17 protein-coding genes are annotated in these 18208 nt (G+C 60.4%); 7 read left to right on the top strand and 10 right to left on the bottom strand.

The annotated features are described in order from the left end of the window. Positions 1 to 11 precede the first annotated feature (11 nt). Together OHL13_RS07670 and OHL13_RS07675 are read left to right on the top strand one after the other, a co-directional pair. A complete protein-coding gene (locus tag OHL13_RS07670) occupies positions 12 to 719 on the top strand; it encodes an HAD family hydrolase (RefSeq protein WP_263409541.1) in 708 nt (235 codons plus the stop codon). Positions 720 to 769: 50 nt separating this feature from the next. Then, positions 770 to 1222, top strand: coding sequence for a (deoxy)nucleoside triphosphate pyrophosphohydrolase (locus tag OHL13_RS07675; RefSeq protein ID WP_263409542.1), 453 nt, complete (start codon positions 770 to 772; stop codon positions 1220 to 1222). 68 nt (positions 1223 to 1290) lie between these two features. Here OHL13_RS07675 and OHL13_RS07680 read toward each other — a convergent pair whose 3' ends face one another. From OHL13_RS07680 to OHL13_RS07695, 4 genes are all read right to left on the bottom strand, one after another. Next, positions 1291 to 2544, bottom strand: a complete 1254-nt coding sequence (locus OHL13_RS07680) for an Nramp family divalent metal transporter (protein ID WP_263409543.1) — start codon at positions 2542 to 2544, stop codon at positions 1291 to 1293. Beyond that, positions 2541 to 3599 carry a CgeB family protein gene (locus OHL13_RS07685; protein ID WP_263409544.1) on the bottom strand — a complete coding sequence of 353 codons (1059 nt, stop codon included), beginning with the start codon at positions 3597 to 3599 and terminating at the stop codon, positions 2541 to 2543. The genes OHL13_RS07680 and OHL13_RS07685 overlap by 4 nt, the downstream gene beginning before the upstream one ends. Further along, positions 3600 to 4865: a magnesium transporter MgtE N-terminal domain-containing protein gene (locus tag OHL13_RS07690; protein ID WP_263409545.1), complete on the bottom strand. Its 1266-nt coding sequence runs from the start codon at positions 4863 to 4865 to the stop codon at positions 3600 to 3602. It abuts the gene before it with no gap. Positions 4866 to 4983: 118 nt separating this feature from the next. After that, complete coding sequence (locus OHL13_RS07695; protein ID WP_263409546.1) at positions 4984 to 7035, bottom strand: M13 family metallopeptidase; 2052 nt, start codon at positions 7033 to 7035, stop codon at positions 4984 to 4986. A 242-nt stretch (positions 7036 to 7277) separates the two neighbouring features. On the opposite strand from OHL13_RS07695, the gene OHL13_RS07700 reads away from it, so the two are divergent. Together OHL13_RS07700 and OHL13_RS07705 are read left to right on the top strand one after the other, a co-directional pair. Continuing rightward, the gene (locus tag OHL13_RS07700; RefSeq protein WP_263409547.1) at positions 7278 to 7718 is read left to right on the top strand and encodes an ATP-binding protein; all 441 of its coding nucleotides are present in this window, start codon (positions 7278 to 7280) and stop codon (positions 7716 to 7718) included. Positions 7719 to 7736: 18 nt separating this feature from the next. After that, positions 7737 to 8084 carry an STAS domain-containing protein gene (locus OHL13_RS07705; protein WP_263409548.1) on the top strand — a complete coding sequence of 116 codons (348 nt, stop codon included), beginning with the start codon at positions 7737 to 7739 and terminating at the stop codon, positions 8082 to 8084. 106 nt (positions 8085 to 8190) lie between these two features. On the opposite strand, the gene OHL13_RS07710 is transcribed toward OHL13_RS07705, so the two are convergent. The 3 genes from OHL13_RS07710 to OHL13_RS07720 all read right to left on the bottom strand — a co-directional run bounded on the left by OHL13_RS07710 (position 8191) and on the right by OHL13_RS07720 (position 10427). Continuing rightward, on the bottom strand, positions 8191 to 8763 hold the full coding sequence (locus OHL13_RS07710; protein WP_263409549.1) for a LemA family protein: 573 nt from the start codon (positions 8761 to 8763) through the stop codon (positions 8191 to 8193). Positions 8764 to 8842: 79 nt separating this feature from the next. Beyond that, positions 8843 to 9694: a TPM domain-containing protein gene (locus tag OHL13_RS07715; protein WP_263409550.1), complete on the bottom strand. Its 852-nt coding sequence runs from the start codon at positions 9692 to 9694 to the stop codon at positions 8843 to 8845. Between the two features lie 94 nt (positions 9695 to 9788). Beyond that, the gene (locus OHL13_RS07720) at positions 9789 to 10427 is read right to left on the bottom strand and encodes a DUF4142 domain-containing protein (RefSeq protein ID WP_263409551.1); all 639 of its coding nucleotides are present in this window, start codon (positions 10425 to 10427) and stop codon (positions 9789 to 9791) included. Positions 10428 to 10540: 113 nt separating this feature from the next. Here OHL13_RS07720 and OHL13_RS07725 point away from each other — a divergent pair, with 113 nt between their 5' ends. Together OHL13_RS07725 and OHL13_RS07730 are read left to right on the top strand one after the other, a co-directional pair. Further along, positions 10541 to 12625 (top strand): S9 family peptidase, encoded by a 2085-nt coding sequence (locus OHL13_RS07725; RefSeq protein ID WP_263409552.1) that lies wholly within the window; start codon positions 10541 to 10543, stop codon positions 12623 to 12625. Beyond that, positions 12622 to 13719, top strand: a complete 1098-nt coding sequence (locus OHL13_RS07730) for an isoaspartyl peptidase/L-asparaginase family protein (protein ID WP_263409553.1) — start codon at positions 12622 to 12624, stop codon at positions 13717 to 13719. The genes OHL13_RS07725 and OHL13_RS07730 overlap by 4 nt, the downstream gene beginning before the upstream one ends. A gap of 68 nt (positions 13720 to 13787) precedes the next feature. On the opposite strand, the gene OHL13_RS07735 is transcribed toward OHL13_RS07730, so the two are convergent. From OHL13_RS07735 to OHL13_RS07745, 3 genes are all read right to left on the bottom strand, one after another. Then, on the bottom strand, positions 13788 to 15668 hold the full coding sequence (locus OHL13_RS07735; RefSeq protein WP_399255421.1) for an ABC transporter ATP-binding protein: 1881 nt from the start codon (positions 15666 to 15668) through the stop codon (positions 13788 to 13790). Between the two features lie 78 nt (positions 15669 to 15746). After that, positions 15747 to 16115 (bottom strand): hypothetical protein, encoded by a 369-nt coding sequence (locus OHL13_RS07740; protein ID WP_263409554.1) that lies wholly within the window; start codon positions 16113 to 16115, stop codon positions 15747 to 15749. A 17-nt stretch (positions 16116 to 16132) separates the two neighbouring features. Then, a complete protein-coding gene (locus tag OHL13_RS07745; RefSeq protein ID WP_263409555.1) occupies positions 16133 to 17026 on the bottom strand; it encodes an SCO family protein in 894 nt (297 codons plus the stop codon). A gap of 42 nt (positions 17027 to 17068) precedes the next feature. Between OHL13_RS07745 and OHL13_RS07750 the strand changes: the two genes are divergently transcribed. Beyond that, positions 17069 to 18205, top strand: a complete 1137-nt coding sequence (locus tag OHL13_RS07750) for an MFS transporter (RefSeq protein ID WP_263409556.1) — start codon at positions 17069 to 17071, stop codon at positions 18203 to 18205. Positions 18206 to 18208: the final 3 nt, after the last annotated feature.

Raw genomic sequence — 18208 nt, forward strand, 5'->3', positions numbered from 1 at the left:
AAAATAGACAGATGCCCGTATCGCTCAGCACGGACCAGCTTTTTGCTTCCATTCGCGAACTCGCACCCAAAGTCGCCGTCTTCGACTGCGACGGAACTCTGTGGCACCCTGACTCCGGCTCCGGCTTTATGCGCTGGAGCACCAAAACCGGCCTCTTCTCACCACAGCAAAGCGCCTGGATTGAAGGCCGTCACGCCGAATATCACGATGGCAAAGTGGACGAAATCACCATCTGCGGCGAAATGGTGCAGGTTTACGAGGGCCTGACCGAGCAGGCTATCCGCGCCTCCGCCGCCGAGTTTTTCCGCTCGGAGATCGAGCCTTTTATCTTCCCGGAGATGTTTGACCTGGTCAGCGACCTGCGCAAAAAAGGCGTCGAGATCTGGGCCGTCTCCTCCACCTGCGACTGGGTGGTGGAAGAAGGCGTCCGCCGCTTCGGCATCCCTCCGGAGCGCGTTCTGGCCGCCTGCGTCGAGGTAAAAGACGGCGTTGCTACCCGTACCCTGCGGGATGTCCCCTCCGACGAAAACAAGGCCATTTCGCTGCGCCGCGTCGGCCACCACACCCCGGATGCAGTCTTCGGAAACTCCATTCACGACGCAGCGATGCTTGAAATTGCAAAGCGCGCCTACCCTGTCAACCCTTCGGCAGCACTGGTTGAAATCAGCCATGGCAAAGGATGGCCGGTTTACTATCCGGCTGCCGTTCGAACAGTCTGAGGCTTAAAAGCGCCTCAGACGTCTAACCTTGTGTGTACGTGAGCCGAGCTGTGAAGAAAAACCGCCGCCGTACCGGAGCCCAGGCTCCCACCAAACAGGTGCGCCTGGTCGTCGCCGCGCTGATCCTGCGCCAGACCGAGACCGGCCGCGAGGTCCTGGTCTGCCAGCGGCGCCCGGAACAGGCCATGGCTCTGAAGTGGGAGTTCCCCGGTGGCAAGATCGAACCCGGCGAATCCCCGGAAGCCGCCCTGCGCCGCGAACTGAATGAAGAGCTGGGCATCGAGGCCGAGATTGGCCCCCGCGTCACCCGCCTGCGCCACAACTACCGCAACGGCGGAGCGGTTGACCTGCAGTTCTTCACCGTCCATGACTTCAAAGGCGAGCTCGAAAACCGCATCTTCAACGCTATGCAGTGGACCACGCTGGCAAAGCTGCCGGAGTTCGACTTCCTCGCCGCCGACCTTACCCTCATCCAGGACCTGGCCGCCGGCAAGCTGATCTAGCTGCACGCGCTTTTACTTGTCTTGCTTGTCCTTCCGCAGCGAAGCGGAAAAATTTGCCTCTCTGCCCCTTAGAACATTCCCCGGATCGTGTTCCACATCATCACAACCGTCAGGCCAATCACCACAATCGCGGTCGTCCATGCCACCAGGTTCAGCCACAGGTTATTGGTCCACGTGCCCATCAGCTCTTTCTTGTTGATCAGCTTCAGCATGAAGATCAGCACAATGGGCAGCAGAACGCCGTTCAGCACCTGCGACAGAATTGTCATCGGCACCAGAGGGAAGTTCGGCACCAGCACCACCGCCGCACCCGCAACAATCAGGATGGTGTACAGCCAGTAGAAGAACGGCGCCTGGTTAAAGCGTTTATCCACGCCACTCTCAAAGCCAAGCCCCTCGCAGACCGTGTAGGCCGTCGACAACGGCAGAATGGACGCGGCAAACAAACTGGCGTTGAACAGGCCCGCCGCAAACAGGATGAAGGCATAGTCGCCCGCCACCGGCTTCATCGCCTCGGCGGCATCGGCCGGTACCTGGATATCGCGCATACCGTGTGTGTACAGCGTCACCGCGCAGACCACCACGATGAACCAGGCCACAATATCGGTAAAGATGGAACCAACGATCACGTCCAGCCTGGAGGCGCGGTACTGCCGCACGCTGACGCCCTTTTCCACGATCGACGACTGCAGGTAGAACTGCATCCACGGCGTAATCGTTGTGCCAATCACACCAATCGTCATGTAGATGTAGTTGCGGTCGCGCCAGATCGAACGCTCCGGCAGCTTTACCGTCTCCACCATGGCCGCATGCCAGTCAGGACGTCCCAGCACGCCGGCGATGATGTAGGCGATATAGAAGACACTGGCCGCAAGAAAGATCTTCTCCACGTTCTTGTAGTCGCCAAAGACCACCAGAGCCCACACCAGCAGCGCGCAGATAGGCACACTGATGTATTTACTGACGTGGAAGAGTTGCAGACTGCCCGCAATACCGGAGAACTCGGCAATCACGTTGCCGAAGTTGACGATGACCAGCAGCACCATCATCACGAAGGTCATGCGCAGACCGAACTCTTCACGGATCAGATCGGAAAGGCCTTTGCCCGTCACCGCGCCCATGCGGGCACACATCTCCTGCACCACGATCAGCGCCAGCGTGATCGGGATCATGGTCCACAGCAGCTTATAGCCGTACTGGGCACCGGCCTGCGAATAGGTCAGGATGCCGCCGGCGTCATTGTCCACGTTGGCCGTAATAAATCCCGGCCCAAGCACCGCAAGAAACATCAACAATCTTGCGCGCAGACTGAACTTCTTCATCCCGCAGCCTCCGCCTTCACCTTCGGGATGATCGACTCCAACCGTTCCAGAATCTTTTTGACCTGCCCATCGTTATGGTACTCGCCAGCAACAGCCCGACGATGACCGGCGGCGGCAATACGGGCGCGTCCCTCTTCATCCGGCAGCCAGCGACGGATCTTTGCCAGCAGTTCATCAAACCCTTCAAAGAAGACCGCCTCTTCGTCCTCGACAAACCGCTCCAGGTGTCCCATTGAACGCTCTGCCAGAAGGAAGCCGCCACATCCGGCGATCTCAAAACTCTTGTGGACGAACTCATCCTGGTTGGAGTGCGTCAGAAAGCTCAGGTTGATCTTCGACCGCCAGATGGCCTTACGGTAGTCCTCGCTGTAAAGCTCGCCTTCCCGATACAGCGACTCCATGGCCTGCGGATCGAGCGCACGCTTCCAGTGGCCAGGTGTTCCGGAGATCGTTACCGGCACCTCGAACTCGCGCGCAAGCCGCGTAAGAATCTGCGCACGCTGGTCATAGGGGGTACCAATGAATGACACCTCGCGGTCGCGATCCTTGTCGCCCCAGCCCTCCGGCGGAGGAAAATGCAACGACTGTTCATAGGCCGTCTGGATCTTCAGCGCGTCCCGTGCGCCTGCCTGTTTGTAGGCAGTCACATTCGCGTCCCGCTGCGTCACGTGCAGGTCGTACTCCGGAATGTCTTTCCGGTACAGCCTCCAGCCCGGATCGCGCCGTGGGCCGAAGAAGTTATCGATCATGTAGCTGACCGTGACAATCCCCATCCTGCGCAGGGCGCGCAGCGTCGAGGGCCACAACCACACCGCCTTGTCGGCCCACATCACCTCGGGCCGGTGCGCCTTCGCCTGCTTCAGAACCTCACGGTTCAGCCGTATCACCTCAGGCCCCAAAGACAGCCGGTACTCCACCTTCCGCAGAAAGGGCTGCTTCATCCCGTAGTCATACAGGTTGATGGGAAACAGGGTGTGTCCGGCGCGCTCCAGCGCCCACTGGCGATGCTGTGTCGAGTCATTCTTCGAGATCTGCGCGACATAAAGAATCTTCAATTACCGGTCCTCGCGCAGCAATGAAATAACTTCCTCGGCAAGAATGATGCCCACCAGCTTCTTCTCCTCGTCCAGAACGGGTAACGAATGCAGGTTGTATTTATCGAACAGCTCGGCTACGTGTTTCGCATTGGCATCCGTGCTTGTAAACACCAGCCTGTTCTCCGTCAGGGTCTTCAGCGGTGTATCCCCTTCCGCCAGCACCAGCCGCGCCAGCCTCACGACCCCCATGAACAACTCTTCGGGATCCACCAGATAGATCTCGGTCACTGTCGCCACATCGCCTTCAAAGATCCGCAGCGCAGCAATCGCGTCGGCAACCGTTGCTTCTGAACCCACGCTCACATACTCGGTGGTCATGCGGCCGGCAGCAGACTTCTCCGAAAACTCGAGCAGTTCTTCCACCTCCTGCCGCTCCTCCGGGTCCATCTCCCCAAGGATGGCTTCGGAGCGCTCATCAGATAGCTCTGACAGCAGATCCGCCGCGGCGCCCGGGTCCATCTCCTCCACAATGTCGGCCACACGTTCAGAATCCAGACCTTCGATCAGTGCCTTCTGTAGCTTCGGATCGACCTCCTCCAGCGCCTCCGCCGCAATCTCCTCATCCAGGCTGGCAAAGACCGCCTCACGCTCTGCAGGAGCAAGCTCTTCCAGAATGTCCGCGATATCGGCCGGATGCATCTTGGCCAGCCGGTTCTGCTCAATCTTCAGGCGAACGCGGCGAGCCGGATCGCGCTCGATCATGTCCACAAACTCCCACGGAATGATCTTTGCCGAGGCGCGTTCGCTCAACGCAACCACTGGCCGTGGCAGCCCTTTCATCAACCGTCGCAGAGCGCCGCGCAGGCCAACCTCTACCTCGGCAATACGCAGCCGGGGAGAGGCACCCTCCACGCTGCGCTCCCAGCTCAGGTCCACATCGTTGACGCGAACCACCTTGTGCCCGTGAATATCGATGATCTGCTGGTCCAGAAGATCGCGGTCCAGCAGCAGGTAGTCATGCTCAATCCCCACCGGGCTTACCTCCGCCCCGGCACGCAGGCTCAACTCCCCGGATTCCAGGTGCTCAAGCGCCTCCACCAGAACCAGTCCCAGCGCCCTGCCCTTACCAGAACGGCGGATCAGCAGGCCAGCCACATGTCCGGTGTCGATTGCCGGATCCACGGCAAAGTCTCGAATACGGCCAAGGACGCTTCCCTGAGCATTCTTCACCGGCAGGCCCATCATGGCCGCGGCGCTGGTCCGGAACTGGGTTGGCGTATGCATTCCTGTTCGCAGTCTACTCAAGCAGACAGACGCACACCACTACCGCTATGTAACAGAACCAAAAAGAGAAAGGCGGCCGCCCGAAAGCAACCGCCCTTCTTTTGCCTGCTGCCCGCCCTTACCAGACCTTGCAGACCGTCTCCTTCACCATCGGCTGGCCCTTCTTGCAGCCAAACGCCGTGGCGAACTGCGGTATGTTCGTCACAATGCCATTGATGCGTGCATAGCCCGGCGAGTGCGGGTTGGTGATCGCACTCACCCGCAGATTCTCCGGACGCTGGTTTTCGCACGCCCACTGGGCAAAGCCAATAAAGAACCGCTGGTCAGGAGTAAAACCCTCCACCGGAGCCAGTCGCTGGGTCTGCGTCGCCTTCTGCCAGGCAATGTAGGCAATCAGCGTCCCTCCCAGGTCAGCCACATCCTCACCGCTTGTCAGCTTGGAATTGATCTTGATGTCGTCCACGATGGTGTACGTCGCAAACTGGTCGCGCAGGCAGTTGATCTGCTTCTCAAACCCCTCCGCATCCTCCTTCGTCCACCAGTCTTTCAGGTTGCCCGCACCGTCAAACTGGCGGCCTTCATCGTCAAAGGCGTGGGTCAGCTCGTGGCCAATGGTCGAACCCGTATTGCCGTAGTTCGGCGCATCGTCGGACTTGGCGTCATACAGCGGCGGCTGCAGTACGCCCGCCGGGAAGTTGATGTCGTTCATCTGCGGGTTGTAGTAGGCGTTCACCGTCGGAGGCGTCATGTCCCACTCGTCTTTATCCACCGGCTTGCCCACCTTGGCCCACTGCCGCGCGTCTTCAAACAGTCCCGCACGCAATACGTCGCCAAAATAATCGTCGGGCTTCACCTCCAGCTTTGAGTAGTCGCGCCACTTGTCCGGATAGCCGATCTTATTGCGAACCATGTGCAGCTTTTCCAGTGCCCGTGTCTTGGTCGCATCGCTCATCCAGCTCAGCGTCTTAATTTCACCGGCCATGGCCTCTTCAATCTCATCGGTCATCTTCACCGTCCTGGCCTTGGTATCCGGAGCGAAGGTGCGACGCACGAACTCCTGTCCCAGCGCCTCTCCCAGCACGTTGTCCACCTGGCGGGTGCAGCGCTTCCAGCGGGGCTGCTGCTGCTGCACGCCACGCAGGTACTTCGAATAGAAGTCGAACTGCGCCAGCTCAAAGTCATGCGACAGCGATGGAGCGGCAGCCGTAATCGCGTGGAAGCGGAGGTACGCCTTCAGCGCCTCCACCGGCTCGGTCGTCAGCTCCGTCTGCAGAGCCTTCTGAAACTCCGGCTGATTCACGTTCAGCGACGTCACCCCCGGCACGTTCTGCGCCGTGAAGTAGCGGTTCCAGTCAATCGCGGGCGTCAGCTTCGCCAACTCCGCGACCGGCATCTTGTGGAACTCCTTATACGGATCGCGGCGCTCAACGCGGGTCAGCTGTGACTTGGCGAGGGCGGTCTCAATCTTCATGATCGCAGCGGCGTCCGCCTCGGCAGCCGCCTTACTCTCACCGGCAAGCGTCAGCTGCTGTGCAATGTAGGCGACATACTTCTTGCGTGTCTCTTCGCTCTTGGCGTCCGTCTTGGTGTAATAGTCGCGGTCCGGCAGGCCAAGTCCTCCAGCCGTGACGAAGGCGATTACCTGCGACGAGTCACCCAGGTCCTGTCCGGAGCCCGAGCCGAAGAAGAAGTTGCCAATCTCCTGGTGGTGGAGAGTTGGGATGTAGGCAATTAGTTGCTGCCGGGTCTTCAGGACATCAATCTTCGCCAAAGTAGGCTTCAGCGGAGCAAGTCCGCGCTTGTTGATCGCATCCTCGTCCATGCAGGCGGAGTAGTAATCGCCGATCTTCTGCTGGTTGGCATTGCGATTCGTGGCCTTCGAGGCGTCCACCAGGATGCCCCACAGGAACTGCATATTGTCCTGCGCCAGCTTGCCGTAGACGCTCCATCCTGCCTGATCGGCGGGAATGGGGTTGTTCTTCATCCATCCACCGCAGCTGTACTGGTAAAAGTCCGTGCACGGATCAACGGATTTATCCATGTCCGCCACACTCAGGCTGGGGGAGTAGGGCATGGCCTCCAGCGGCTTCAGCTCCGTTTGTCCCTGCGCTACTCCAAGTCCGGTAATTCCTGCCACAGCCAATAGCAGGCCTTTCATGCCAGATCGCATACTGCCTCCTCCAAAACTCCATCCTAACGCTGTACAGCCGAGTACGAAGCTCACCGCACGACAGTTCCCTGCCGCTGCATTCTTAAGCTGCACAGGCAGTGGCTTTTCTATCCTCTCCCGCAATTCCTTGACTTTTCCCGTCGTGGCAAGCAAACTGCCTTTGCAAGCACCTTGGAGGAAACTCCGGCTCCCCACAGGCGTCGGCGCTTCTGAAAAAAGCATCCTAAGCCTGTAGGAGTAACTTGGCCGACTCGACCACAAGCCGCGTCAGCTTCACCCTCGACTCGACCCTCGATACCGTGAACCGGCTCGAGTCCGAGGCCGAGCAGTTTGCTCATCGTGCTGGATTTTCCGAGGACGACATCCCCAACATTGCGATGGCGGTGCGTGAAGCGGCAGTCAATGCCGTACTTCATGGCAACAATTACGGCACCGACAAGCATGTCAGCGCGTCCTTTGAAACTACCTCGTCAGACCTGGTCATCAAGATTGCCGACCAGGGGCCAGGACTCGACCCTGAAACGATTCCTGATCCGCTCGCGCCAGAGAATATCCTGCGTGGCTCCGGACGAGGCATCTTCCTCATCCGCGCTTTTATGGATGAGGTACACTTCCGCCAGACCCATCCTGGGACGGAACTGACCCTGATCAAACACCGTACTCCCGCACCGGCGGGCAACTAACTAGGAGGAATCACCACCGTGAGCATGAAAGTCAGCACCCGCCAGGTAGACGGCATCACTATCCTGGATCTGAGCGGCCGCATCACCCTGGGAGAAGGCAGCGTCGTTCTGCGTGACGCCATCCGCGACCAGCTCGCTAAGGGCAATAAGAGCATCCTGCTGAACCTGGGCGACGTCAGCTACATCGACTCCTCCGGCATTGGCGAGCTCGTCAGCTCCTTTACCACCGTCAAGAATGCCGGTGGCGAGCTGAAGCTGCTGAACCTCACCAAGAAGGTCCACGACCTGCTCCAGATCACCAAGCTCTACACCGTCTTCGACGTCAAGGACGACGAAGCCTCGGCTGTAGCTTCCTTCACCAAGTAAGCTGGATAGTTGGATGGTCTCGTACCTCTAACATCAACGGAACAAGAGAAGGGCCGCCCATCCGGGCGGCCCTTCTGCTTTTAGTCTTTACTATCCAACCATCCATCTACTTGCCGAAATCCACCTTCGGAGCCGTCTTCGACGCCGGATCGGCAGCATAGTAGCCCGTCTTCGGAGTGAAGCCCGCAATACCCGCCCAGATCGAGTTCGGGAACTGCTGGATATACACGTTGTAGTCCTTGATCGTGTCGTTATACCGGCGGCGAGCCACAGCGATCCGGTTCTCCGTTCCGCTCAGCTCATCCTCCAGACGCATGAACTGCTCGTTGCTCTTCAGATCCGGATACGTCTCCTGCATCCGCGTCAGCGGCAGCAGTGCAACGCTCAAACGATCGTTCGCCGCCAGCTTTTCATCCGGCGTACGGGCCGTCAGCAGGCCGGCGCGGGCGTTGGAGATCGCAGTGAAGACATCCAGCTCCTGCTTGGCATAGCCCTTCACCGTCGCCACCAGGTTCGGAATCAGGTCCGCGCGGCGCTGCAGGTTGACGTCGATCTCAGAGAAGGCCGCCGTGACCTCTTCGTTCTTCGCGACCATCTTGTTTTTGGAGCTCGTGTAGCTTCCGAAGGCCAGCACCGCAATCACCAAAATGGCTCCAAGCCCAATCAGAAAACCCTTCATGTTGTCTCTCTCCTGTTTCTCCGGAGCTGTCTCCGGCGAACTTACAAAACTTGTTGTTCAAACGCCTGCAACCAACCCGTTACCAGTCTCCGCTGGAACCACCGCCGCCGGAGTCACCACCGCCAAATCCACCAAAACCGCCACCGGAGGAACCTCCTCCGCCCCAGCCGCCATCTCCCCCGCGACGTCCGCCGCTGCTGCCCAGGATCTCACCAAGGACCAGCCATGGCAGAGCTCCGCCAAGTCCGCCGCCGCCGGAGCCTCCCCGGGGACCTCCGCCGCCAAACAGACGACGAAGAATGCTGAGGATGACCATCAGTACGATAAAGCCGACGATCAGCCCACCGATGCCTATTCCTCCATCACGCTTTACCGTCTCGCGGCGATAGGTATGCACCGGCTGCTCCGGAGCCGCAATCGACACACCCGCGTCGGAGGCAATCACCTGCCCTATCTCAGTTACGCCCAGCTTCACCGCGCCGTCCCAGTCGTTCTGGCGCAACAGCGGAACCATGTCGCGGCCCACATCACCGGTCTTGGCGTCAGGCAGAATGCCTTCCAGGCCGTAGCCCACCTCAATCCGGCGCTTACGGTCCTGCGTGGCAAACAGCAGCAGAATGCCGCGATCCTTGTACTTTGGGTCTTTCGGGCCAATGCCCCAGGTATGAAACAGGTCGTTGGCGTAGTCCTCAATCGGACGGTCGTCCAGCGACTTCACGATGACGACGGCAATCTGCGCATGCGCCTGCCGGTCTACCTCGCCTGCATACTGATTGATCTCGGCCTGGGCCTGATCCGACAGAACTCCCGCCAGATCGGTCACGTACGCCGTCGGCCTGGGGAGGTCGCTAACCTTCTCACCCACTGCCATAACGGGCGCCAGCAGAACCAGCAGCAGCGCCCACATCCACGATCTGGCCAATCGGCCCATATCTACCGTCATTCTACGCTTCCAGCCTGCAAAAGGTTCCGCAGGCAAAACAAAGGCGGGCGTCAGTGCCCGCCTTTGCCCTACTACCCTTAACTTACTTCATTGCAACATACCCGTTCTTGCGGGAGATCTCTTCGGCCTGCGCAATATGATCCTGGATGACAGGAATCGTGCGGTCCAGAGCGTCGCGCAAAGAGTTGTTCGCCGTACCGTTCATCGTGTCCTGGAACAGCTTCAGGTCGCCCTGGTGGTCCTCGACCATCGCAGCCATGTACTCCTTGTCGAAGGCGTCGCCCGAGAGGCCGCTCAGCTTCTCATACCGCTTCTCGTCCTTCTTTGACATCTCGCGCGATGGAGCTGCGCCCATCTCCTGCGCCAGCGGCTTCCAGGTGCGGGCCAGCACGGCGTGGTCTGTCATTACCTTCTGCGCGAAGGCCTTTACATCGTCGTTGCTCGACTTCGCCAGCGCGAGCTGGCTCATTTTCACGGTGGCCCGGCTGCCCTGCGCAGCTGTCTTCAGGAAGTAGCGGTCGCGCATTCGCTCGCCGGTATCTCCCATCGGGATAGAACCTTCCGGCGTTGCGTTGGAGACACCCACACCAGCCGGTTTCTGCTGTTGCTGCTGCTGTGCAGTACTGGGATTGCTGCTGTAAACATTCCCGCTGGTGTCCTGCTGTGCGGCCAAAGTCGCCGCACTCAAACCAAACATAAGAACCAAGCCCGAAATACGCATCCTCAGGCCCTCCTTTTCTCACTGCGGACAGGGACAATACTCCCTTCCTCATTAGGGTGGCAACAGGCCGGTGTGGTTGCCTGTATCCTGCTTCTTTGGAGCAGAAACGACCTATGCAACCTCCTGTAGCCCGCCGCGAACCACATCCGACCCACATTCACGGACAAGTCCTTGAAGATGACTACTTCTGGCTCCGCAACAAGGACTCACAAGAAGTGATCGACTACCTGAGGGCCGAGAACGCCTACACGCACGGCTTCATGGAGCCCACCAAGCCGCTGCAGGAGAAGCTGTACCGCGAGATGCTCTCGCACATCAAGGAGACCGACGTCTCCGTGCCCTACCTCGCAAACGGCTACTTCTATTACACCCGTACCGTTGAAGGTCTGCAGTACCCCATCTACTGCCGCAAGGTCTCTCCAACGCCTGGCGACCCGAACGCTCTCTACGACGATTCCCTGCCGGAAGAAATTCTGCTTGACGTCAACGAGCTGGCCAAAGGGCAGCCGTTCATGGCGATTGGCGACCTCGCCGTCTCGCCCGACAACACTCTTCTGGCCTATTCCACGGACAACACCGGCTTCCGCCAGTACACCCTTCACATCCGCTCGCTCACCACTGGTCAAGACCTGCCGGACACAGCGCCACGTACCGGCTCGCTGGTCTGGGCCAGCGATTCGAAGACGCTTTTCTATACCGTCGAAGACGAGCAGACCAAGCGTCACCATCGTTTCTACCGCCACGCCCTCGGCGACGACACCGCTACCGACACCCTCCTCTTTGAGGAGCCTGACGAACGATTCAACCTGGGTGCAGGCCGCACCAGCGACCGCAAGTATATTTTTCTGGAAGCCGGTAGTCACACCACCACCGAAGCCCGCTTCACCCCCGCCGACAACCCCGGCGAGTTCCTTCTCCTGGCTCCGCGCATCAACGACCAGGAGTACTACGCCGACCACCGCAATGGCCGCTTCTACATTCGCGTGAATGACACCGGCAAGAACTTCCGTCTCGTCTCCGCACCCGTAGAAACCCCAGGCCGCGAGCACTGGCTGGAAGAGATTGCCGAGGACAAAGAGCATCCGCTCGAAGACTTCGACCTCTTCCGGGATTTCGCCGTCGCTTCGGACCGCGTTCTGGGCCTGCCCCGTCTGCGCGTCTTCGGCTGGCAGGGCGACAAGCTCACTCCGGAGTCCGAAGAGGTCACCTTCCCGGAGCCCACCTACTCCGCCGGCCTGCACGTCAATCGCGAGTTCAACGCCGCAACCTTCCGCTACAGCTACCAGTCGCTGGTCGCGCCCGCGTCGGTCTACAGCTACGATGTCACCTCGCATATCTCCACGCTGCTGAAGCAGCAGGAGGTCCCGGGCAACTTCGACCGCTCGAAATACGCCTCGGAGCGTGTCTGGGCCACGGCGAAGGACGGCACAAAGATCCCAGTCTCCCTCGTCTATCGTCGCGACGAGTTTATGAAGACCGGAGAGAACCCACTCTACGTCTACGGCTACGGCTCCTATGGCTATGCGCTTCCCGTCGGCTTCAATCCCAACCGCCTTTCGCTTCTGGATCGCGGTCTCGTCCTTGCCTATGCTCACATTCGCGGCGGAGGCGATCTGGGCGACGCCTGGCACGACGCCGGCAAGATGCAGGTGAAGAGCAACACCTTCACCGACTTCATCGCCGTCACCGAGCACCTCGTCGCCGAAGGCTACGGCGACCCGAAGCGCGTCGCCATCGAAGGCGGCTCCGCTGGTGGTCTGCTGATGGGAGCGGTCACCAACCTTCGGCCCGATCTCTTCTCAGTCGTGCTTTCACACGTGCCTTTTGTCGACGTGATGAACACCATGCTCGATGACACGCTGCCGCTGACCGTGGGGGAGTACGAGGAATGGGGCAATCCCAACGAGCCCGAAGCCTTCGCCACCATGCGTGCCTACTCGCCGTATGACAATCTGCAGCCCGCCTCCTACCCGGCCATGCTGGTGAAAACCAGCCTGAACGATTCGCAGGTCATGTACTGGGAGCCCGCAAAGTACGTCGCCAGGATGCGCACGCTGAAGCAGAACGACACTCCTCTGCTGCTCGAGACCAATATGGACGCCGGCCACGGCGGAGCCTCAGGCCGCTACGACTACCTGAAGGAGATCGCCTTCGACTACGCCTTCCTGCTGACGCAACTGGGAGTAGAAAAAGCGTGATCCGCACAACCGTTTTTGCCGCCCTTACCCTGGCAGCCACAAGCATGACCACACTCGCACAAGCACCTCAGGCGCCGCACAAATGGGCCATCGTGATTCACGGTGGCGCAGGCGTCATTGAACGCAGCAACATGACCCCGGAGGCAGAGAAGGCCTACCGCGAAGGCTTGGCGCACGTCCTTCAGACCGGAGCCGACGTGCTCGCCAAAGGCGGCTCCTCGCTCGATGCCATCGAGGCCTCCATCAAGCTGCTGGAAGACGATCCGCTCTTCAATGCAGGCAGCGGAGCCGTCTTCACCGCCGCCGGACATAACGAGCTGGACTCAGCCATCATGGACGGCAAGACGCTCAACGCCGGAGCTGTCGCAGGCGTCACTCGCACGCGTCATCCCATCACACTGGCGCGTACCGTCATGGAGAAGTCGCCGCACGTCATGCTCATCGGCAGCGGAGCCGACGACTTCGCCAAAGACCGCGGCCTCGAACAAGTCGATCCCAGCTACTTCTTCACCGAGCGCCGCTGGCAGCAGCTGGTGAAGGCCCTGAAGGCACAAGGCAAGCCCGTTCCGCCCCGCCCCGCGGGCGCTCCACCGGAGCCGAAGGAACCCATCGCCGAACTACAGCCGGATGAGCTGCCCGCCGCTGCATGGCCCGACGAGAACCAGACGCATAAGTACGGCACCGTCGGCGTCGTCGCGCTGGACAAGGATGGCAATATCGCCGCAGGCACCTCCACCGGAGGCACCACGGCCAAGCTCTACGGTCGCGTGGGCGACTCGCCCATCATCGGGGCGGGCACCTATGCCTCCAACACCAGCTGCGCCGTCTCCGCCACCGGCACCGGCGAATACTTCATCCGCCTCACCGTCGCACGCGAGATTTGCGCCCTGGTCGAATACAAGGGCATGAAGCTGCAGGCAGCCGCCGATGAGGTCATCCAGAAGCGCCTCTCTGCCTTGAAGGGCGACGGCGGCATCATCGCCCTCACACCCGACGGCCAGCTCGCCTGGAGCTTCAACACCCCCGGCATGTACCGTGCCCGTCTGGTCGAAGGGGGCAAACCGCTGATCAGCATCTACAACGACGAGCCGTAAACAGGACTCTGCCTACAAAAAGAAACGGGGGCGAAGATGCCCCCGTTTCTTTTGCCCACGATAACTCGCTACGCTTTGGCTTCCTCTTCCACCACATCTCCTTCACCCGGCGCAAGGAACATGTTCATCTCCAACCCATGCTGCCGTGTGTACAGTTCGTGGTAACGACCGTTCTGCGCCAGCAGCGTGTCGTGATCGCCGCGCTCCACAATCTTTCCCTGCTCAATGACCAGGATCTGGTCGGCTTTGCGGATCGTCGACAAGCGGTGCGCAATCACAAAGGTCGTACGCCCACGCATCAGGTAATTCAGCCCCTCCTGGATCAGTGCCTCGCTCTCGGAGTCCAGCGAACTGGTCGCCTCATCCAGAATCAGGATGCGCGGGTCCGCAAGAATCGCACGCGCAATCGACAGCCGCTGCCTCTGGCCGCCGCTCAGCTTCACGCCGCGCTCGCCCACCACGGTGTCGTAGCCTTCTTCAAAGCGCTCGGCAAATTCATCCACACGTGCAATGCGGCAGGCATGCAGGAACTGCTCCTCGGTGTCTTCAGGCCGTGAGAACTTCACGTTCTCACGAATGGTCCCATCAAACAGGAACGAGTCCTGCAGCACCACGCCAAGCTGCGAGCGGTAGCTTCCCAGCTGCACCTCTGCCAGATCAATCCCGTCAACCAGCACACGTCCTTTTTGAGCCGTATGGAAGGCGCACACCAGGCTGATGATGGTCGACTTGCCGGAACCCGAAGACCCCACAAGCGCTGTTGACGTACCCGGCTTTGCCTCAAAGCTCAGGTCGTGCAGAACAGTTTTGCCTTCGTCATAGGCGAAGCTCACATGGTCAAAGACCACATCGCCGTCGATCGTTCCCATTGAGACCTTCCGCACACCGATCGCATCTTCCTCCAGCTCCGCCAGCACTTCGTTCGTGCGGTCAAGGCCAGCGGCTGCTTCGGTCAACTGCGTTCCAATCGACACCAGCGAGACCATCGGAGCGATCATGAAGGTCAGGAACATGGTGTATTCCACGTAGCCGCCAACACTCAACCGTCCCGCCGTGTGTTCACGTCCGCCCAGGTACATCACTAGGCCTCCGACCACGCCCAGCACCACGGTCGACGACAGCGTCATCAGCGACTGTGCCCGCAACGAGCTCAGCACGTTGTTCAACAGCCGCTGCACGCCCTGCGCAAACACGCCGGCCTCGCTTGCCTCGGCGTGGTAGCCCTTCACCACGCGCACACCGCCCAGCGACTCCGTCAGGCGTCCCGTTACCTCGGCCGAGATGCGTCCGCGCTCGCGGAAGATCGGCCGGATCGTTTTGAAGGCGCGCATCAGGATCGTCGCAAAGACCAGCAGAATGGCAAAGGTCAGCAGCGTCATCCGCGGGCTCAGCCGCACCAGCACGATGAACGCAATCACCGCCGTCAGCATGCCGCCCACAAATTCCACCAGGCCCGTGCCCACCAGGTTGCGGACACCTTCCACATCGCTCATGATGCGAGCCACCAGCGTGCCCGTGCGGTTCTTGTCATAGAAGTCCACCGGCAGCTTGCCGATATGCCGCTGCACGCGCGCGCGCAGCTCAGCAATCAGCTTCTGGCCTTCGGTGGAGAGCAGCTGCGTCAGCGCATAGGTCGTAATGCCCTGCACAATCGTCGCCGCGGCCACAATGCCGATAATCTTCGGCAGCAGGTCCACCTGCCCCTTGTACATCACGTTGTCGATCAGGTAACGCGAGGAGGCAGGCAGAACCAGACCGCAGACACGGTTGACGATCATCAGCAGAAAACCGAGCGTCACCAGCCCTAGTCGCGGCCGGAAAAGCTCCATTACCTGCGGAAGCACCTTCTTCAGAGGTGGCTTCGGCTTCTTGTCGCCGCCGGCACCTGCCTTATGTCCGCGTACCGGCGCATCGGCCGCGCGCATCCGCGGGCCTCCAAATGAGGACATTCCGCCCATATTCCGTTCCACTCCGCTGTTGCCGCAGTAGTCCACACCCGCCACGGCTACACCTCACAACCAGTTGAATTACACCAGGCGCGCACGCCGCGCCGCGATAAACGACCGTACACACAACAAGGTGTAGATGAAGCAGATCACTGCCATCAGCACCTCTTCCCGCACCGCCAGCGGACGCAGGATCGGCCCCGCCAGGTACGCCTTCAGAGCACGGATCGCCGGAAACAGGAAGCCCAGCAGACCAATGGTGACCGCCACATGCATCACCATCATGCGCTGCTTCGTGTTTTCAGTCCGCGCGGCAAAACCAAGCACCAGCAGGGCAACGCCAAAGAACGCCGGAATCAGGGACGTCACGGCGGTATGTCCGGTCAGGACAAAAAAGATCACTCCCACAAGAATCAGCAGAAAACCAAAACGGATCGTTATGTTCGCCATGTATTCTTCCTTATTTCTCAGGCCGCCTGGGCCAGTTCTTTCATGCGCGCCACAACCTGTGCCGCGGTCCAGTCGTTGCCCGGATACCAGTCCGCCACACGTCCGCTTTTGTCCACTACTACCGTGGATAACGAATGAGTGAGCGATTTATTGTCTCCGGAGGTCACACCAAGGTCGAAAAACTGCTCCATCGCCGTCAGATCACCCTGCGACGGCACGGCAAACTCCCAGTGGCGGAAGTCCGCCCTGCCCGCTGATTTGCCGGTATAGATCTCGCCGTAGCTCTTCAGAACCTTCGGCGAATCGAAGGCCGGGTCAAAGCTGATGCTCAGCAGGTGTGTCTTCGCCGCAGCATCCTTGTCCCCTGTAAGCGTCTTCTCAATCTCGGCGAAGTTCCGGCTCATCTTCGGGCAATAGTCATCCAGGGGGCAACGCGTGTACACAAACGTGATCAGCAGCACACGGCCCTTGTACTCATCCAGGTGGATCGCCTTGCTGTCCTGGTTGGTCAGCTTGAAGTCCGGAACCGCATCACCCTTGGTGGGCGCGTGGAACTGCATCGTGGGCTTGTAATCCGGTTTGCCCTGTGCAATCACCACAATCTGGTCCAGCTTGGCGTTCTTGTAAACCTCTCCGTCGTACTCCACAAACAGTTTGGCCGTAACGCGGTCCCCTGGGTGCAGTTCGCTCAGCACCGCAGGATCTTTCACCTTGTACGGCATGATCATCGCTTCCATGAAACCGGGAATCGCTTCATGGTCCAGCGTCACTTCGCCGCGAGAGGGGTTGGTTTCCATCACCTTACCCCGCACGTCGAAGGTCTTCGTCGTGGTGGCAAGCTTCTCCGGTTTTTTGCATCCAGCCATCACAAACGCTACGGCCAGCAGCATCAGCAAAGAAATCTTTCTCACGTCCTCCATGATAGTCCCCGGCCTGCATGACACACTGAAGAGGTGCGCTCCCCCGCCCCGGCACCGTCCCTTCCCCTGCTCTCCTTCGGATTCCTGCTGACCGGCCTTGGCACCGCTCTTCTCGGCCCCATCCTGCCCCTGCTCGCGGCACAGCACCAGCTTTCTGACGCCTCCGTCGGTCTGCTTCCCCTGGCCCAGTTTCTGGGAGCCACCGTCGGCGGAAGCACCGTGCTCGCCCGCCCCCAACGCAGCTTCGCCATCGGATCGCTGGCCGCCGGCCTCGGCCTTGGCCTCTTCGCCGTCGCCCCCGCACTTCCCCTCATGCTGGCCGTACTCTTCGCCGGAGCCTGGGGCATCGGCCAGATGATCGCCTCCTCCAACGTCATCGCCGGAGCGCGTTACACCCGCAACCGTGCCTCGGCGCTCACCCTGCTGAACTTCCTGTTCAGCGCCGGAGCCCTGCTCTCCCCACTGCTCGCCTCCTGGCTGACACCGCACCTGCCCCTGCGCCAGGTGCTGCTCGGCTTCGCCGCTCTGTTCGCCGTGGCCGCTGCCCTGCTGCTGACCGGGCTCAACTCTTCCTCTGGAGAGGAAACCGCAAGCGCGGCAAGTGAGCCACCGGCACAGCCGCTCGCGTTCTCCCTTTTTCTCTTCTTTGCTCTTTTGCTGGCTCTCTACGGAGCTTTCGAGACCAGTCTCAACGTCTGGCTCACCACCTACATGCTCCGCTATGGAGGCCGCTCCCTGGCCGCCAGCCAGGCCGTGACCTCGGCCTTCTGGATCGCTCTGACCTGCGCCCGCCCGCTCTCCTCCGCTGCACTTCTGCGCATACGGGACTACCGTCTGCAGCGTGCCTCGTTGCTGCTGCTCACGTTCAGTACAGCGGCGCTTTTCTTCCTCCACAGCGCGGCAGGCATCACCGCCGTCGCCATCCTGATCGGCTTTTTCCTTGGCCCGGTCTTCCCGGTCACCTTCGCGCTCATCCTGGCGCACAGGCCCTCGCCGCGGCAGGCGGGCATCATCCTGGCCTGCTCCGGCCTTGGAGCAGCCCTGCTTCCCTGGCTGATGGGCATCGTCTCGCGACAGACCGGTTCTCTGCGCACAGCTTTTGCCCTGCCGCTCGCCGCCGCCCTTGGCCTGCTTCTACTCTCTCTCTGCCTCAAGAGGACGGAGGGGTAGATT

It is taken from the genome of Terriglobus tenax (assembly GCF_025685395.1).
GTDB classification, from domain to species: Bacteria; Acidobacteriota; Terriglobia; order Terriglobales; family Acidobacteriaceae; genus Terriglobus; species Terriglobus tenax.

What these genes read in the sequence shown, in the direction of transcription:
- OHL13_RS07725 (WP_263409552.1), top strand. Translation starts at nt 10,541, where the DNA reads ATGCAACCTCCTGTAGCCCGCCGCGAACCACATCCGACCCACATTCAC.
- OHL13_RS07710 (WP_263409549.1), bottom strand. Translation starts at nt 8,763, where the DNA reads ATGAAGGGTTTTCTGATTGGGCTTGGAGCCATTTTGGTGATTGCGGTG.
- OHL13_RS07715 (WP_263409550.1), bottom strand. Translation starts at nt 9,694, where the DNA reads ATGGGCCGATTGGCCAGATCGTGGATGTGGGCGCTGCTGCTGGTTCTG.
- OHL13_RS07670 (WP_263409541.1), top strand. Translation starts at nt 12, where the DNA reads ATGCCCGTATCGCTCAGCACGGACCAGCTTTTTGCTTCCATTCGCGAA.
- OHL13_RS07735 (WP_399255421.1), bottom strand. Translation starts at nt 15,668, where the DNA reads ATGTCCTCATTTGGAGGCCCGCGGATGCGCGCGGCCGATGCGCCGGTA.
- OHL13_RS07680 (WP_263409543.1), bottom strand. Translation starts at nt 2,544, where the DNA reads ATGAAGAAGTTCAGTCTGCGCGCAAGATTGTTGATGTTTCTTGCGGTG.
- OHL13_RS07740 (WP_263409554.1), bottom strand. Translation starts at nt 16,115, where the DNA reads ATGGCGAACATAACGATCCGTTTTGGTTTTCTGCTGATTCTTGTGGGA.
- OHL13_RS07690 (WP_263409545.1), bottom strand. Translation starts at nt 4,865, where the DNA reads ATGCATACGCCAACCCAGTTCCGGACCAGCGCCGCGGCCATGATGGGC.
- OHL13_RS07720 (WP_263409551.1), bottom strand. Translation starts at nt 10,427, where the DNA reads ATGCGTATTTCGGGCTTGGTTCTTATGTTTGGTTTGAGTGCGGCGACT.
- OHL13_RS07695 (WP_263409546.1), bottom strand. Translation starts at nt 7,035, where the DNA reads ATGCGATCTGGCATGAAAGGCCTGCTATTGGCTGTGGCAGGAATTACC.